19 protein-coding genes, 1 pseudogene and 1 riboswitch are annotated in these 15,791 nt (G+C 63.0%); of the genes and pseudogenes, 6 read left to right on the top strand and 14 right to left on the bottom strand.

The window, feature by feature from the left end; translation table 11 throughout:
* The 12 genes and pseudogenes from G9Q80_RS06390 to G9Q80_RS06335 all read right to left on the bottom strand — a co-directional run bounded on the left by G9Q80_RS06390 (nt 1) and on the right by G9Q80_RS06335 (nt 8,687).
* Nucleotides 1-1,023: a nucleotidyl transferase AbiEii/AbiGii toxin family protein gene (locus G9Q80_RS06390; RefSeq protein WP_088716142.1), complete on the bottom strand. Its 1,023-nt coding sequence runs from the start codon at nt 1,021-1,023 to the stop codon at nt 1-3.
* Entirely contained in the window at nt 1,016-1,609 is a 594-nt protein-coding gene (locus G9Q80_RS06385; RefSeq protein WP_088716143.1) for a DUF6088 family protein, read from the bottom strand. The genes G9Q80_RS06390 and G9Q80_RS06385 overlap by 8 nt, the downstream gene beginning before the upstream one ends.
* Before the next feature lie 57 nt (nt 1,610-1,666).
* Complete coding sequence (locus G9Q80_RS06380) at nt 1,667-2,311, bottom strand: DUF8835 domain-containing pootine (RefSeq protein ID WP_088716144.1); 645 nt, start codon at nt 2,309-2,311, stop codon at nt 1,667-1,669.
* Nucleotides 2,304-2,723, bottom strand: coding sequence for a hypothetical protein (locus G9Q80_RS06375; protein ID WP_088716145.1), 420 nt, complete (start codon nt 2,721-2,723; stop codon nt 2,304-2,306). The genes G9Q80_RS06380 and G9Q80_RS06375 overlap by 8 nt, the downstream gene beginning before the upstream one ends.
* A gap of 75 nt (nt 2,724-2,798) precedes the next feature.
* Nucleotides 2,799-2,996 (bottom strand): hypothetical protein, encoded by a 198-nt coding sequence (locus G9Q80_RS06370; protein WP_088716146.1) that lies wholly within the window; start codon nt 2,994-2,996, stop codon nt 2,799-2,801.
* A gap of 1 nt (nt 2,997) precedes the next feature.
* Nucleotides 2,998-3,375, bottom strand: coding sequence for a DUF6915 family protein (locus G9Q80_RS06365; protein ID WP_088716147.1), 378 nt, complete (start codon nt 3,373-3,375; stop codon nt 2,998-3,000).
* Between the two features lie 10 nt (nt 3,376-3,385).
* Nucleotides 3,386-3,878, bottom strand: a pseudogene (locus tag G9Q80_RS06360) (DUF6878 family protein).
* 102 nt (nt 3,879-3,980) lie between these two features.
* Nucleotides 3,981-4,499 carry a DNA repair protein RadC gene (locus tag G9Q80_RS06355; RefSeq protein WP_088716148.1) on the bottom strand — a complete coding sequence of 173 codons (519 nt, stop codon included), beginning with the start codon at nt 4,497-4,499 and terminating at the stop codon, nt 3,981-3,983.
* Between the two features lie 108 nt (nt 4,500-4,607).
* Complete coding sequence (locus tag G9Q80_RS06350; RefSeq protein ID WP_088716149.1) at nt 4,608-5,048, bottom strand: JAB domain-containing protein; 441 nt, start codon at nt 5,046-5,048, stop codon at nt 4,608-4,610.
* A gap of 124 nt (nt 5,049-5,172) precedes the next feature.
* The gene (locus G9Q80_RS06345; RefSeq protein WP_088716150.1) at nt 5,173-6,372 is read right to left on the bottom strand and encodes a DUF932 domain-containing protein; all 1,200 of its coding nucleotides are present in this window, start codon (nt 6,370-6,372) and stop codon (nt 5,173-5,175) included.
* 172 nt (nt 6,373-6,544) lie between these two features.
* A complete protein-coding gene (locus G9Q80_RS06340; protein WP_088716151.1) occupies nt 6,545-7,840 on the bottom strand; it encodes a reverse transcriptase/maturase family protein in 1,296 nt (431 codons plus the stop codon).
* A gap of 442 nt (nt 7,841-8,282) precedes the next feature.
* Entirely contained in the window at nt 8,283-8,687 is a 405-nt protein-coding gene (locus G9Q80_RS06335) for a single-stranded DNA-binding protein (RefSeq protein WP_088716153.1), read from the bottom strand.
* 424 nt (nt 8,688-9,111) lie between these two features.
* On the opposite strand from G9Q80_RS06335, the gene G9Q80_RS06330 reads away from it, so the two are divergent.
* The 6 genes from G9Q80_RS06330 (at nt 9,112) to G9Q80_RS06305 (ending at nt 14,458) form a co-directional block, all read left to right on the top strand.
* Nucleotides 9,112-9,432 (top strand): H-NS histone family protein, encoded by a 321-nt coding sequence (locus tag G9Q80_RS06330; RefSeq protein ID WP_088716154.1) that lies wholly within the window; start codon nt 9,112-9,114, stop codon nt 9,430-9,432.
* 152 nt (nt 9,433-9,584) lie between these two features.
* The gene (locus G9Q80_RS06325; protein ID WP_088716073.1) at nt 9,585-10,676 is read left to right on the top strand and encodes an IS630 family transposase; all 1,092 of its coding nucleotides are present in this window, start codon (nt 9,585-9,587) and stop codon (nt 10,674-10,676) included.
* 145 nt (nt 10,677-10,821) lie between these two features.
* Nucleotides 10,822-10,933: riboswitch (TPP riboswitch) on the top strand.
* Nucleotides 10,924-11,532, top strand: coding sequence for a YkoF family thiamine/hydroxymethylpyrimidine-binding protein (locus G9Q80_RS06320; protein ID WP_088716074.1), 609 nt, complete (start codon nt 10,924-10,926; stop codon nt 11,530-11,532). Its footprint overlaps the riboswitch before it by 10 nt.
* Nucleotides 11,533-11,584: 52 nt before the next feature.
* Nucleotides 11,585-12,166 carry an ECF transporter S component gene (locus G9Q80_RS06315; RefSeq protein WP_088716075.1) on the top strand — a complete coding sequence of 194 codons (582 nt, stop codon included), beginning with the start codon at nt 11,585-11,587 and terminating at the stop codon, nt 12,164-12,166.
* The gene (locus G9Q80_RS28400; protein WP_088716076.1) at nt 12,144-13,730 is read left to right on the top strand and encodes an ABC transporter ATP-binding protein; all 1,587 of its coding nucleotides are present in this window, start codon (nt 12,144-12,146) and stop codon (nt 13,728-13,730) included. The genes G9Q80_RS06315 and G9Q80_RS28400 overlap by 23 nt, the downstream gene beginning before the upstream one ends.
* On the top strand, nt 13,730-14,458 hold the full coding sequence (locus tag G9Q80_RS06305; protein WP_088716077.1) for an energy-coupling factor transporter transmembrane component T family protein: 729 nt from the start codon (nt 13,730-13,732) through the stop codon (nt 14,456-14,458). Before G9Q80_RS28400 ends, G9Q80_RS06305 begins: the two co-directional genes overlap by 1 nt.
* 274 nt (nt 14,459-14,732) lie before the next feature.
* Here the strand turns inward: G9Q80_RS06305 and G9Q80_RS06300 are convergent, their stop codons facing one another.
* Nucleotides 14,733-14,897: a hypothetical protein gene (locus G9Q80_RS06300; protein ID WP_007803240.1), complete on the bottom strand. Its 165-nt coding sequence runs from the start codon at nt 14,895-14,897 to the stop codon at nt 14,733-14,735.
* A gap of 389 nt (nt 14,898-15,286) precedes the next feature.
* Nucleotides 15,287-15,760: a UCP036055 family protein gene (locus G9Q80_RS06295; RefSeq protein WP_088716078.1), complete on the bottom strand. Its 474-nt coding sequence runs from the start codon at nt 15,758-15,760 to the stop codon at nt 15,287-15,289.
* Nucleotides 15,761-15,791 lie beyond the last annotated feature (31 nt).

Here is a 15,791-nt window from a genome sequence, read left to right as displayed (position 1 = left end):
TCAGTCAGGCTTGAACGCTGCATTGGCCTTACGCGCGATGTCAGCGCAGCGGTCCATCAAGTCGCCAAAGGGCTCTGGTGTTTTTGCAAGCAGGCCGTCCTCGGCCATCCGGCGATAATCGTCAGCGAGAACGTCGAGGGCTGCACCGCTTGGGGCCAGTTGGAGTTGGCCACAGGTTGCGGCTCCGTAATCGATCCACGTGGCATCCGCCGCCTTCTCTGCAAAGAACATCGTCTTGTGCCGGGCGACAGCGGTCGCAAGCGCGCGATCTTCGATGGCCGCAGCGGCGATGCCCGCATCGTCCAACCGGGCGACATCATGCCAGTGGCGAGAAAAGCGATCCCCTCGCATACGGTTTTGCAAACAGAAGACGTGGATCGCTGTCGCCTTTTCCCAGAACGTCCGTTCCGCATGCATCACGCGCGGGCGGGCAGTGGGAAACTCCACGCCTTCGATCACCGACGCGGCATCGCAAACGATATCGCGTGGGGATGCGGGCTCTCCTGTAGAACGCGCGCCGAATTCCAGCATCACGCTCGGAGAAACGTATCCAGTGCCTTGGGCGAGGTGCGGGTAGTCGATGAACAGCTTGTCGCCATCAATCCGAAGGCCGGCATCGACCCCTTCCCGATCAATTGCCTGCTGCAGGATCGGCTGAATGGTCCCGGCCACCCATTCAGGCAAAGCCTTTCGAACACGTTTCGACCAGCGCCGCTCTTCGCTGGATGTGGCGGGCATGGCGTCTTCACGGCCCTCCAGCAGATCCGGGATCAGCGCTCTGATATCGAAGGTCAGATCCACATCCTCGGAAAACCGGTCAATGACCCGGTAGGCCTTCGACAGCGAGGTGCCGCCCTTGAAGACGAGGTTTGTGCCGATGGGCGATCCAAACAATTGCTGGATCGCCCAGACCACCCAGACGTCCTTTTCGAGGAGATGGGCTGGTCGGCCGAGCCGATCGGCCGCGACACCAAGAGCATCCAGTCGGTCCTTACCGCTGAGGCGCAGGAATGCCTCAGCCATGGACCATCTCTCCGACTAATCGTGCCAGCCAAGTCGGAAACTGCGGCGCGGCGGACATCAGCTCAGTCTTTGCCGTCTCCGTGAGCTTGGATCGCAGGATTTGAAGAGCTTTGGGAGCCTCATCCGGCCCGAGCCATGCCAGCGCACGGACGGCCTGGCCCGAGGTCTTGCTCCCAAGGGCCAACTGCCAACGCGGCGCATGACGCAGTTCGACTGCCTGCCGGCCAAGGCTCAGCACGCGGCTTCGACCGGAAGTAAGGTAAACCGACTTGACCGGCACCTGTGTCGTGAGGCCCAGAGCGTTTGCCGCAGCAGCGCCACTCGGGACGATCGTCTCGCCCCGCTGCATAGCGAGCGCTTCAATCGCCTGTTCAGCCGACGGGCTACGCGGTCCAAAGCGTGTCTGGACCGGGCGCATGTAGATGCCGCGTCCTGCACGGATCAACTCGCCGCGCGCAGCCAGACGCGACAGCGTCTGATCAACCGCCGCGCGCGAGCCGAGATGCAAAAGCCCCTTCGCTGCCAAGGGTACCCCCTCCGGCAACGTCGTAGCGACATTCATAATGCTCTCGGCCATGCGCTCCATGATCGCTCCTTTGTCAGAAACATACGCAGTTTTCTGACAGTTTTCAACCGTGCGCCCTTACCCGAAGCGACGCCCGGCTTCCGTGAACGTGTAATCGTTGACGATGATCCCCTCCTCGATTGCCTCATCCGAGGTGAGGTGGTCGTATTCAGCCTCAAGCTGGCGGTAGAGCCAGCGGGCCAGATCACGCAGCGCCTCGGTCACGACTTCTTCCGCGTCCGCGGTCGGCGGCTGCCCAGACGGGCTGTCGCGAGTGACGTCCACCGACATTGTGTATTCGTGATAGTAGCGGCCCCGATGGCTGACCTCGGCGGCGAGCTGGTAGAAGTTCCGGCGCTGGATGGCCTGCAGCCGGTCCGCGATGCCATGCAGCGTCGCGTCGGTCGGGGCGTAGTCCCGGATACTCGCGGCCGCGCCCTTGGCGTGGTTGAGGTAGCCCTCGAACGACGCTCCGTCGCCCTGGCTCCAGAACCCGGAGAACCAGATACAGGGTTTCTGCCTCGTCCCCCCGCCCATCAGGCGGACGGGCGTGGTCTTCAGGCGGATGCCGAGGCTCTCGCAGACCCGCCGGAAATCCTCATAGACCGCGTCCCACCAATCGTCGTGAGGGCCAAGCTCGCGATACCAGCTGCGCGCCTTTTCCTTGGCCGCATCCGAGAGTTCGGGGAACTGGTAGACGGTGGTGCAGATGATCTCAGGCATGGGGGTCCTCCCCGTTCAGAGCAGTGGCAAGCCATTCCAGGCTGCTGGTCCAGCCGATGGATTTGCGGGCGCCGAGATCTATGACATGCGCGCCGCCGCCAAAGGCGTCGAGGCGCGGCCTGGAGCAGGTCAGGGCGTACTGGAGCCCCCAGAGGCCGGTGAGGTCGAGCTCTTCGGCGAGGCGCAGCACGAAGCGGATGACGGCTTCGACATCGCCGTGCTCGTCGTCATGGATCCAGAGGGTGCTGCCCTCGGGCGTGTGCTGGCGCACTAAGTCGAAGCCAGCGACCTCCGCGTCATCAGCGTCCTGATCCGCGGCGCGGAGTTCCTCGAACAGCGCAAGCGCGCGGGCCGCCTTGTCGGGGGTGCCGACATCGAGCAGGCATGAGAAGTGGGTGAAGTAATCCGCCATGGGGACCTCCTGAATGGGGAAGACCCGGCCGAGAGGCCGGGCGCTGGATTGGGATGAAAGAATGGTTGGGAGCGATCAGCCTGTGGGACTGTCGCCCGCCGCCTGTCGCGCGGCATGCGCGCAGAGCATCTGCCGATAGAAGCGCTTGCGCGCAGCCCGGAAGCCGCGCACGACGCGCGTGTCGGGGTGCAGCGCCCGGACCGCCGCGCGCAGGACGGCGAAGGGCGAAGCCGTCACAGGAAGGCCGAGGCGCTGATAGGCCGGATCGGTCATCTCAGGTGACCTCGACCACGGGAGACGCAAGATGCGGATCGACCAGCGCCTCGATCCTCGCGGTCCGGCCCATCCAGGGCTCGGGCCGGATGGCCTTCACCCAGTCTGCAAAGCTCGGGATGAAGCCGAGGTCTTCCTTAACATGCTGCTCGCCGACCCAGCGGGTCGGGATGATGCGCCCGGTCGAGAGGGTCAGGGTTGTCCCGAAGATCGTCTCGGCCATGAAGATGCCCTCGGCATGGTGACGCAGCGCCCGGTGCCGGAAGTCGGCCGTGATCTCCTTGCTGGCGTCGAACCAGGTGTGCACGGAGATGAAGTCGTCGACCGTGCCACCCCATTTCTTCACTGAGGACAAGGCGTGGTGATAGGGGTGTGCCATCGCCGCCCCCTCAGAAATCATGGGTGAAGAGTTCGGACGAGGTGAAGCGCTCGTTGAACTCGAGATGGATGCAGCGGGCGGCAGCGTCGAAGCAGAACTCGCCCCAGGCGCCGTCGTTGTTCTCCCAACCACCATGGGTGTCGGAGAGGAAGTCGTAGGCCAGCTGCTCGACGACATCTTCCAGCGAGAGCTGCCGCATCTCGACCTCGGGGTCGTCCCAGGTCAGCGCCGCGTATTCGATCTCGGTCGCGGGGAAATCGACGGCGATCTCACCGGACCATGCGCCGATGCTTTCGCATCTGGCCGCTGTCACCGGCGCCGTCAAAGGTCACGGTGACATGGGTGATGCCGGCAGCCATCAGGCCATCGAAGAGGCGGTCCTTGTTGCCTGGGCGCAGCGCTTCGATCCGGGCCGCGCGTTCGGCATGCGCCGCGAAGATCTGGCCCATGTCGACGGTCGGTGGTGCCATCGGCGGCGCGAGGGTGGGTTCAGTCAGGGTCATTGGGTGTCTCCGGTTGGGGGGAAGGGATCGGAGTTGGGCCGGGCGATCTCTCTCCCCCGGACAAGCTCCAATTCCCCCCTGCCCTTCTCTGCCTCTCGGGCGTCACGCCGCGACCTGCAGCGCCCGGGCGGCAAAGGCGCGCCAGAGCGGGTCGACGAGACGCGCATCCAGAAGATCGGCGCGGTGGCGCAGCCGTTGCGCCAGATCGGGCTCGCCCCAGGCAGTCGCGCGGCCCGCCTGCCCGCGCAGCTGGCTCGCCTCGGTCACGACGCCCCGCGCCTCCGCCGCGCTCGTCACCGGGTGGCACCAGGCGACGGCGTGGTTGCTGGCGGCCCCGGCCAGCACGAGGCGGTCGTCGCGGTCGAGGATTGCCAGAAGCTGGGGCGCAGCGTCCGTGGTCACCGCCTCCGCATGGTGGATCGCGCCCTGCATGGCGTCCGCCAGAGTCGCGAAACGGGAGAGGACCAGCGGCGCGGCCCGGCCCGACAGCTGGTCGGCCGGTGCGCGGCGCGACAGGGTCAGGGCGAAGGGGTGGTTGGGGTCAGCGTCGCCCGACCGAAAGGGCGGCACGAAGCCCCGAGGGACTGCGGTCTGGTGAATCGGCAGGGGCAAGTCGAACATAGTGAAATCTCCGACGGCGCGGGAAGCCTCTCTCCCCGCCTCTTCCGTCAAAGACCAAACCGCCGCCCTCTTCCTCGAAGGGGCAGCGGCGATGGGTCCGACGGGCCCTCAGAGCTTGCCCAAAGCTCGCAGGCTCAGCTCCATCCCGGCGCCTACGATGATGTGGTCGTGCAGCGTCAGGCCGAGATACTTGCACCCCTTCTGGATCTCCTTGGTCATGCTGAGATCGGCTTCCGACGGGGTCGGATCGCCCGAGGGATGGTTGTGGATCAGGATCAGGGCGCTGGCGTTCAGCATCAGCGCCCGCTTGATCACTTCGCGCGGATAAACCGGGACGTGATCGACCGTGCCGGTTGAGAGAAGCTCATCGGAGATGATGCGGTTCTTGCGGTCGAGATAGAGGACGTGAAAGCGTTCGATGGGCCCGCGGACGGTCAGAGCACAATAGTCCATCAGCGCCTGCCAGCTGCCGATGACCGGGTTCTGGCTGAGGTAGCGAACGAGGATGTCACGGGCCTCGAGGACGATGGTTTCTTCTTGGGGAGTCATGGGGATCTCGCAGAACTGCGCGCGTCGAGGCCCCCGGCCACTTCTGGGCAGGTCCATTCGGGCGCTTGTCGAAAGGGAAAGTGCGACCGCCGCGCATGCAGGCGGTCGCAGTGGCGGGCCGGTGTCAGCCGACCCGGTCGAGGAGCTTCTTGGCGCGCCCCTCCATGTCGAGGCGGGCGTCCTGCTGGGTCTTGTCGCGCGCAAGCCGCGTGATGCCCTGCACGAAATCGAAGATGCTTTCGGGCGGCCGGCCCTCTTCCATCAGCACCTTTTCGATAATCCTGCCGGATTCAGCCTTCGAGAAGCCGCGCTTCCTCAGGAAATCATCCCGGTCCTCATCCGTCCGCGCCACGATCTGCTGCCGCGCCGCCTTGATGCCATTCACGAAGCCCTGCGGCGAGGAATTGGCAAACCGCGTCAGCGCCGGGGCCGCCTCGTGGGCGAAGCGCGAGGCGGCGTATTTCGAGTGGCGGATCCGGATCTCCTGAAAATCCTCGACGCCCCACAGGTTGCGGTTCTGGCACACCGCCCGCAGGTAAAAGCTCGCCATGCCGAGGGTCTTTGCCCCCACCTCGGAATTCCAGCAATAGAAGCCCCGGAAGTAGAGATCGGGGGAGCCGTCGGGCAACCGGCCCGCCTCGATCGGGTTGTGATCGTCGACGAGGAACAGGAAGACATCGCGGTCCGAGGCGTAGAGCGTGGTCGTGTCGCGGCTGATTTCGACATCGGGGTTGTAGACCCCGGTCGACCAGTCGAGCACACCCGGCACCTTCCAGCGCGTGTCGCCCGTGCCATTGCCCGCGATGCGCTGCACCGCCTCGACCAGTTCATGGTCATGGATGCGGCCGTAGTCGGGGCCGGTCACGGCGCGCAGTTCGGTGCGGCCATCTTCCGTCTCGAAGGTCTTCACCTGCTCGGCGCGGTGGTTGGTCAGGCCGTATTGCAGGTTGATCCCCGCCAACGGCGCGGGCAGCTGTCGCAGGTAGGAGGCCGGTGCGCCAACGATGCTGGCAAGCTGGCCGAAGGCCCAATGCGTCGGCGCGACAGGCGCCTCGGCTTTCGGCAGCATCAGGTGCAACCGCTCGGGGTTGTCGCGCGCGGCCTCGACGCGGATATCCGCTGTTTGCACCACGCGGCTGCGGCTGCGCTCAGAGCGACCCTTCACATTGGCCCAGAGATCATCGAGCGACAGATACCGCTCGTCATCGGGCCGGTTGAACCATTCGGACGACACCCGCCCGTTCCGCTCACCCCGGCTCACATCCACTTTCCAGCCACCTGCCCGCGCCGGTGCGACCGGATCCAGAACTTCCACAACGCCCATCGGCTATCTCCCGCGACGGGCGCCGGGAGCCACTCTCCCAACCCTCAACCCGTCACCGGGAAACCGGCACTCCTCTCACTCTCAAAGCCCGGCTCCGCCGCGTTAACTTCCGCGACGATGTGAATGCACGATCAGTAAAACGCTATCTGGTCCAATAAGTGGAAGAGCAAGTCTACTTGATCTTCTTAAGTTCCTGGATCTCACGGAGCGCGGCACGTTCAAACCGCTTGATCTGCTGAGTGATCTTTTCGTCACCACCGAATGCGGAGGCGCTGCGCCGTCCATAGGAAGAAAAATTTCGCACGATCCGAACACCTTCGTCGTCACGCACCTTCAGGTGAGCGAACCGGCGATACAGGCGCTTGGTGTGTGCCTTAGTCGATTTTCCAGATGCAATATTTCGCTCGGCGATCTTGCGGGTCCGACGCATCGCTCTTTTCATCTTGCGCCATTGGCGAGCGAGGGAGCTTTCGCGAATTGCAGGCCCCGCCTCGTGGAGCGCGAAGCCAAGGTACTGTGCCGCTTTCCCCGCCACGGCGCCCGTGCCCGTAAACTCGGTCCTTTCGGTCTTGTGCGGAGAGATATCCAGCTTCTCTGCCTTGATGAGATCCATGATCTCTGCTTCGGCTGCTGCGGCGTGAGCAGGGTCGCAGATCACCAAGATGTCGTCCGAATAGCGGCGATACAGCGCACCGATGCTGTCGCAGAAAGCGCGTGCAGCCTTGTCGAAGTCAATCATGTATAGGTTCGACGCTGCTGCGCTGATGGGGGTGCCCTGAGGGATGCCTCGCCGATGCCCCTTTGCCAGTTCGGGGTTCGGGTGAAACTTGATGCCATTTGCCTTGAGTTCTTCGACGCTGGCGATCCGGTCCCGACCATTCCCCTTGAGCCGGGAGGAGAACGTGGCGTTCGCCTTGAGTTCTTCCATGTCGACGTAGTGGAAGGCGGTGATCGCCCGAAATACGCGCATCCAGTGTTCGGGAAGTGACGTTACGCCCAGCACTGCCTTTAGGCGGCGCTTCAGGAGCGTGTGGTCAAGATTGTCGAAGAAACTGCTGACATCGAACGCCAAGATCGTGACGGGAGCATGGGTCTTGGCAAACGTAAGCACTTCCGCCGAGAAATCGTAGTTGCCGCGACCGAGGGCACGATAGGCCAGAACGCTATCGGACAGACCTGCGGCGTCATAATGGGCATCCAGCAATTTGTTTATTTCGCTGGCGTAGAACGAAAGTATGCAGGCGTCCCGGTGCGATGCATACTTGATCGGGCGATCCTTCGAGGTGATCGTCCGTTTCCCGGTCTTCGGGCATTTCTTGTAGCGTTTCTCGGACTTCGTGTAGTGAAGCAGCGGGACAAACGAGTGCCGAATCACGAAGTTCGGGTCCATTACCTTCCTAGCGAACTTCTCGCCAACGGGCAGATCGAAATGGCGGTAGCCTCTGGACTTAAACCAATCGAGCCGCATTCAGCCTCCTTATCGCAGAGTTCGGAGGACTGGCCCTGACCCTGGGCTCCGGTTTTTAGGCCGGGCGTCCCCCGAACGCACGCCACCTTCTGTCAGCGCATACGTTCAGCGTCTCACTTCCGAACGCCTCGCAGACACGGGTCTCGAAACGCGAGGTGGTATAATGTAACCGTGGAGGTCCGAGCTATGCTCAGTGTCTCATTCAGTCTGGCTCTGGTCTCGGCGATGCTGTTCGGCATCGTGCTGCCAGGTCACCATAAAGAAGTTGACAAGTTCAACGGCCAAACCCGTGAGCGATTTCCCGCGGGCAGTCACTATTTGGTGAGCCAGTTTCGGCAATTCAAGGTTGCGAAAAGACAATATGGCCAACCTTCGTTGGTGCAGGGAGTAGAGTAACCCGGCGGGTTCCCCCGCCGGGCCTGAGGGGGAGACCCCGTTCTTTTCAGAACGGGATCTCGTCGTCGCGGTCGACCAGCTCGGGGTTTTCGGTCTCGGCCGACTTCGGGCGGCTGAGGAAGTCGACCTTCTCGGCGATGATCTCGCAGCCGTAGCGGTCGTTCCCCATGCTGTCGATCCACTTGGTGTAGTGGATGCGGCCGTGGACGAGGACCTTCATCCCCTTTTCGCAATGCTCCGCGACCGTCTTGCCGAGACCGTTGAAGCAGGTGATGCGGTGCCATTCGGTGTCCATGACCCGGTAGCCGTTCTCGTCGCGCATCACACGGCCTTCCGAGAGGCGGGGGCGGGAGGTGGCGAGGCTGAAGTTGGTGATCTTGGTGCCGCCCTGGGTGGTGCGGACTTCGGGGGTCTGACCGATGTTGCCGGCGAGGATGACGATGTTCTGCATGGTAAGCTCCTGTGTGTCCTGTCTTCGGGACCGTCCCTTCGACAAGACCCGGAAAAAGCCCGTCGGGTGACGCGTGCACGGTGGACGGAACGGACGCCGGAAACCCCCAGAGGACCGGGGTGGAGCGGGCAGCACCGAAGGGGCAACACGGCCCGGACTGACGCGGGGTTGCGCGCGAGAGACCGAACGGGATTAGGGGATTGTCAGTCGAAGGGATGGCCCAGGAGACAGAGATGCGCGGGGAGCTCATGCCAGACCCTGTCACCTTGCGCATCGGGACAGGCTGACCCCCAGTTCAGCACCTCACTGGCGGCAAAACGACGATCACCAGCCTTTGCCACCCCTGCCCCAGCCTTCCGGGAGTTGCGGCACCCTGCCGCGACGGGCTATCGATACCGGGACATTCAGGACACGGAGCGCACCAATGGCTGATTACGATCTCGAGGCACTGTCGCTCGGCGAGCTGAAGAAAATGCAGAAGGACGTCGCCAAGGCGATTGCCACATTCGAGGATCGACAGAAGGCGGAAGCCCGCGCCAAGGTGGAAGCCCTCGCCCGGGAGCTGGGCTACTCCCTAGCCGAACTTGTCGGCACTGAGACGAAATCCTCGCGCGCGCCTGCCGTGGCGAAATATCGGCACCCTGAAAACCCGGCCCTCACCTGGTCCGGTCGTGGACGCAAACCGCAGTGGTTCGTGGAGGCGTTGGAGGCGGGGAAGACCGCGAGCGACCTAGCCATCAGTTGAAGGCTGAATCTTAGCGATCGGCCCACAGCGGACAGTCAGAGCATCAAATCGATTTCCCCGAAGCGGCCGGTCAAGGCCATCGCAGCAAATAGCTAGTGTTCCACACCTGACGTAGGATTCCCAATCCTGCTCTGCCGTGTCATGATCGGTGGATGAGACGCTCCGACATCTGCCTTTACCTTGGCCCCGCCGACCGCGCTGAGCTTCAAGGTCTGCTGACCAACCGCAACACGGCGCGCAAGCTCGCGTGGCGAGCGGGCATCGTGCTCGCGACGGCGGAGGGCGAGGGGACTGTCGAGATCATGCGGCGGACGGGCATGTCGAAGCCGACGGTCTGGCGCTGGCAGGAGCGGTATCTTGACGAAGGCGTGCTAGGGCTCAAGCGGGACAAGACGCGGCCTTCCCGCGTGCCGCCCCTGCCGAGGGCGGTCCGACTGAAAGTGATCGCGAAGACCGTGCAAGAAACGCCACCCAATGCCACGCACTGGAGCCGCGCGACGATGGCCGAGGCGGTCGGCATATCGCCTTCGAGCGTCGGCCGCATCTGGGCGGATGCCGGACTGAAGCCGCATGTCGTGAGGGGCTTCAAGGTCTCGAACGACCCGCTGTTCGAGGAGAAGGTGACCGAGATTGTGGGGCTTTATCTCGATCCGCCGGAAAGGGCCGTCGTTCTGTGCGTTGACGAGAAGTCTCAGATCCAGGCGCTCGACCGGACCCAGCCCGGGCTGCCCCTCAAGAAGGGACGCGCGGCCACCATGACCCACGACTACAAGCGCCACGGCACCACCACGCTCTTCGCCGCGCTGGACGTGAAGTCGGGCCTCGTGATCGGCGACTGCATGCCACGCCACCGCGCCAAGGAGTTCCTGACATTCCTGCGCCGCATCGACCGCGCCGTCCAAAAGCCGCGCGACATCCACATCGTCCTCGACAACTATGCCACCCACAAGACGCCCGAGGTGCAGGCCTGGCTCGAGAAACATCCCCGCTTCAAGCTGCATTTCACGCCCACCAGCGCGTCCTGGATGAACCTCGTGGAACGCTTCTTCGCCGACATCACCACAAAGCGCATCCGCCGCGGGAGTTATGACAGCGTCGATGACCTCGAAGAAGCGATCTACGACTACCTGCTGCAGCACAACGCCAAACCGAAGCCCTTCGTCTGGAGCAAAAGCGCTGAAGACATCATCGCCCGCGAACGCCGTGCGCTTGACGCACTCGATGAAATCAGGGGAAACCGGTAGCAAATGTCAGACTCGGAACACTAGATAAACCTGTTTTCTCGCTTGCCAGTGCCGGGTCTCACTTCCGAGCCACTTCAAGCTTTGCATGCTTTTTCCTCGGCACGTCAGTTGCCCCTTGCCAAATCCGTCAGAGATTTTACGATCAAGGCGTCAACAGGGGCGCTCCATCATGCTGGGGCTGAGATGACGGATGCAAGTCCGCTGACCCTTTAGCTGATCTGGGTAATGCCAGCGGAGCGAGGTGAAGATGTTTTCAGGCGCACAAGTGTCGCTTTATCCGATGTCTGATGATTTCGTCAGCATCATCCTAGATGCAATCAAACAGCTTGATCCATGGCGCGACCAATTGCGGATCGAAACGGATGACGTGTCCACGTTGATCGTCGGCCCTCCCGAGATCCTGTTTCCAGCGATGCGCGATCTGTTCGTGGCTGCGGCGCGCTCTGGGGTGCATTGCACCATGCACGCGACAGTCTCGCGCGGCTGTCCGGGCGAGCCAGATGACCCGATCTGCACGCCCGTTGACAGCCTGACGCCTGACGCCGAACTGCCCGCCCGGATCGAGGCGGCACGGCAAGCCGTCGCCGTAGCGCCGCAAACCGGGCAGATCGTGGCCGCCCAATTTTCGCTCTATCCGCTCGGACTGGGCCACCATATGGACGAGGTCTACGGCTGCATCGACTTCCTGAAATCATCGGGAACCTTCGAGCGGTCAAAGAACTTCTGCACCAAATTGCGTGGCGATGCCGGGCCGGTTTTTGCGACACTCTCGCAGGCGTTTACCAACTTTGGTGCGCAGGCAGGCCATGTCGCGCTTGATGTGACGCTTTCGGCCAACAGCCCAAGCAGAATCTGACGTTGCGGCGCAAACTGCGCCCTTTTCCCAAACCTGAAAAATGGAGACTGCCATGCCCGAGAATTCGGTCTGGACCCTGCGTGAAACTCTGATCGTTGCCGTTCTGGGCGCTGTATTTGGTGTGCTTTATCTCGGCTGGGTGCAGGTCTGGTTGATCCTGCAAGCGATCTTTGGCCCAGTGACGATGGATGCCGTGATGGGCTTTTGGTTCATAAATTCGATCATCGCGGCGGCCATCATCCGCAAGCCCGGCGTGGCACTTGTCTCCAACATTCTTGCGGCAGCGGTGCAGATCATGTTGGGCAGTCCAGCAGGTTTGTTGCTTTTGCTCACAGGTTTCGTGCAGGGGATGGGCGCCGAACTGGTCTTTGCCACCAATCGCTATCGCCGCTGGACGCTGCCTGTGCTGATGGCTGCGGGTGTGGGGGCCGCGATGGTGTCATTCGCCTATACTTGGGTGCGCTTCGATTATGGCGCTCTGGAGCCGGGTCTGCTGGTCGTGATGTTCGCGCTGCGCTGCACGTCGGGTGCGCTGCTGGGCGGGGTTCTGGGCTATACCATCACCAATGCGCTGTTCAAGACGGGTGTGCTATCGGGGCTGAAGATCGACCATGACCGCCGCGCCGCAGCCTGATGCAATAGGGGTCCGCGATCTAGTGATCCGCTACCCCTATGCCACACAGGACGCTGTGGGGGCTGTCGGTTTCGCACTGGCGCAAGGTGAAAGGGTTCTCCTGCTGGGGCCTTCGGGCTGCGGCAAATCCTCGATCCTGCATGCACTGACCGGGTTGCTGCCCAAAAGCATCCCGGCCAGGTGCGATGGCGAGTTGCGGATTTTCGGAGCGGATGTTGCGTCGCGCAGTCCGTCCGAATGGGCTGATCAGGTGGCGTTTCTGTTCCAGGATGCCGAGCAGACCTTGGCAGGGTTCACTGTCGCAGATGAAGTCGCCTTCGCGCTGGAAAACCGAAATTACCCGCCTGATCAGATGGGGGCGGCCATTGATGAAGCAATGGACCGTGCGGGCATTCCGCAAGAGTGGGCCGCGCGGCGCACCGCTACGCTTTCTGGTGGGCAGAAACAGATGGTCGCACTTGCGGCGACACTGGCGCAGGGCAGCGCGCTAATCGTTGCGGATGAGCCAACGGTAAGTCTTGCGCCGCAAGCGGCCAAACGTCTTGCAGAACAGGTGCTGGCCCCAGGGCGCACTGCGCTGGTTGTCGATCATGCGCTGGGGGCGCTGCTCGACCGTATCGACCGCGTGATCGTACTGAACCCCTCTGGGAAACTGCTGATCACAGGCACCCCAGATCATGTCTTCGCCGAACATGGTGCTAGGCTGGTTGCGCAGGGGATATGGACACCTCCTGCTGTGCGCTTGCGGTTGCGCCTCATAGAAGCCGGGCATGTGTTGTCAAAGCAGTGGCGGATGTCCGATCTGCTGGCGCACCTGCCGCCAGATGTTGATCTGGCCCAGCTCCTGCTTCCCGCGCCTGCCAGACCCGGCCTTGAACTGGTTCGGCTTGAGGGGGCCGCCTGCGCCCCGCCCTTTGGCCCTGTTGTGCTGCGCGATATCTCGATCAGCCTGCACGCGGGCGAAGTGCTGGGCATCCTTGGACCGAACGGGGCTGGAAAATCGACACTCGCGGCTTGTCTCGCCGGACTCGCGCCCCTGCGCGACGGGCAGCGTCATGGGCCTGCCGGGGCGATTGCCTTCCAGAATCCAGAAGCCCATTTCACGACCGACACCACGCGTGGTGAATTGGCCGAACTCGGGTTGTCGCCCACGCAGATCACGCAGGCGCTTGCTGACTGGGGCCTGTCCGAGCAGGCGGATCAGCATCCGTTCACATTGTCCATGGGCCAGAAGCGTAGGCTAGCGCTGGCGCTGCTGACTGAAACCGATCGCTGGCGTTTGCTGATCCTTGATGAGCCGACCACCGGCTTGGATTGGCGCGCAACAGTGCGTATCGCGACGCAGATTCGGCGTCTCGCGGCCTCGGGTCGTGCGCTGGCGGTCATTACGCATGACGCAGAATTTGCCCTCTCGGTCTGTCACCGTATTGCTTTGCTCGATCAGGGCGGGGTTGCAGCTATGGGACCGGCGCCAGAAATCCTCTGCGACGCCCCGCTTCTGGACACCATGGGCTTGGCCCCACCAGAGGTCGCGCCGCTTTTGCAGCATATGGTGCCTGCTTAATGTTGAGCCGTCTGCACCCTTTGCCGAAGCTCGCCCTTTGTCTGATCTGGATCATCGCTTCGCTTGTGGTCTTCGATTTGCAGTTTCAGCTTATCGCGCTGGGGTTCGCGGTGCTGCTGCTCTGGGTCGTGGAACGGGTCGCGCTATGGAAGATCCTGCTGCTGATGGTGCCCTTCGCCCTGTTTGGCATGGGCTTTCTGACCACCTCGGTTCTTTTCCAGCGCGAATCCGGATTCGCGGTGCAGATGGCGCGCGAACAGGGGGCGGTGCAGCCAGACCTGTCACCGGGGTTGGTTCTGTTTGCGCGCGTGCTGGCTTGCGGCATGATCTCGGCGCTTTTTGCGCTAACGACGGATGCAGGGCGACTGGTTCGGGCGCTGATGCAGCATCTGCGCCTGCCGGCTCCTGTTGGCTTTGCGATCCTGCAAGCTATGCATCTAGTGCCGGATCTGGGCCGCGAGATGCAAAATCTGCGGATGGCACGTGCTATGCGCGCAGGCCACGCCTTGCGCCGCATCCCTCGACCGCCCGAGGTCATGGCGCTTGTCATTCCGCTTCTGGCCTTTGGTATCCGCCGCGCAACGCGGGCCGCCATCGCTATGGAGGCACGCGGACTTCGGCCTGGTCGTCCACGCAGTCAGCTACCACAACCCGAGGTCAACAAGTATGACATCATCTCTAGCGCTGTCGGGCTGGTTGTACTCCTGGTGGCTCTGCTGCTTGGCTGACGGCAGCACAACTGAAAACCGATATTCTGATGCCGCAGGGTGCAATTCTGGACTATTTCTGTCGACTGACGGCAACATAGCGACCGACTTCTTTCTAGAATCGCTGCAAGTTTAACCCTGTTACCTTACCGTCTGTTCTCCGCCCATCGCGTCCTACGACGTGCGCAGGTGGCACACAGGTCTACCAAGATCGGCACCGCCGATCACTCTATCGGCGATAGGCCCGGAGGCGCATCCGCGCCGTGCCGAGCCCTCGGAAAGTGAGGCCGAAGCCTCACCCGAAGGGATCGTATTCCGAGACGATCACGACCTCGTCGCCGTCGATTTCATCGGCGGGGACGGCGCCGAAGGTTCCATCCCCTGCCTGGAAGACGACGATCGAGACCATGAGCGTGGCGGCGAGGGAGGCGGCGAAGGCGTGAGCATCTTTGCGGGACATCTGTTTGGCTCCTGTCTGGGAGGCGGGGGACCATCCCCCGCGCGACAGGACCCCGCAGGCCCGAAGACTGGCTGACATCACCGGGTGCGTTCGGCTCGTCCGAATCCGCCCGGCGGCACGGGCTCGCCCGTAGTCCGACCCCTCGCGGGTTGATCTCGAAGACGGGATCCGGGGCAAGGAAGGGAATGGCGAGCGGGGGATGGTCCCCCAACGTCAGGAGCCGGTTGTCCCGCTGATGCTTGGAACGCCGCCAGCCTCCCGGGCAGGCTCTTGGTTGAAGAGCTCCGTCTTTGGGGATGGATCCTATGGTGCCCCGCGGCATCGCGGGACGATGGTATGGTCGGTGAGAGGCCCGGCCCTTCGGCAGACCCCTCACGCATTGTCGGGGCTCAGGCGGCCAGGTCCGCGCCCCCTGCCCTTTCGCCGTCCTCGGCACCGACGATCTCGAGCCGCGCGTTGCGATAGCCTTCTCGCGCAATCCAGAGCTCGGCTGCGGTGACGGACTCCGCCAGATGCAGCAATTCAGTGTTGCCCCCGAAGTCGAGGAGCACACGCACCTGCCCGGCCTTCGGTACCTCGGCCACCTCGAAGATCAGACGGCTGTCCGCCGAATGGCTGCGCATGATGGTTACGAGGATCACCCCGTCCGAAGAAAAGTTCCCTTCATGCAGCGTGAAGGAAGCTGGAGCGGTCCAGGTCGGATAGACCCGGGGCGGCTCTTTCTTCACGAGACGGCCGACGCCGTTCGAACGCTCCCAGGCGGCAAGCTTCTTGGTGAACCGTGCTGGCGGCTTGGGACTGCCGTCGGTGTAGCGGATCAGCGCCCCGAGAGGGGCTGTGTCGATGATGGTTGTTGCAGACATGATTCCTCATCTCGAATGCGAGCGCGCGCAT

Source organism: Mameliella sp. LZ-28 (assembly GCF_012274245.1).
In the GTDB taxonomy this organism is placed as follows: Bacteria; Pseudomonadota; Alphaproteobacteria; order Rhodobacterales; family Rhodobacteraceae; genus Antarctobacter; species Antarctobacter albus.
Note: the sequence above shows the minus strand (reverse complement) of the source record. Positions and strands in the feature narration are given on the sequence as shown.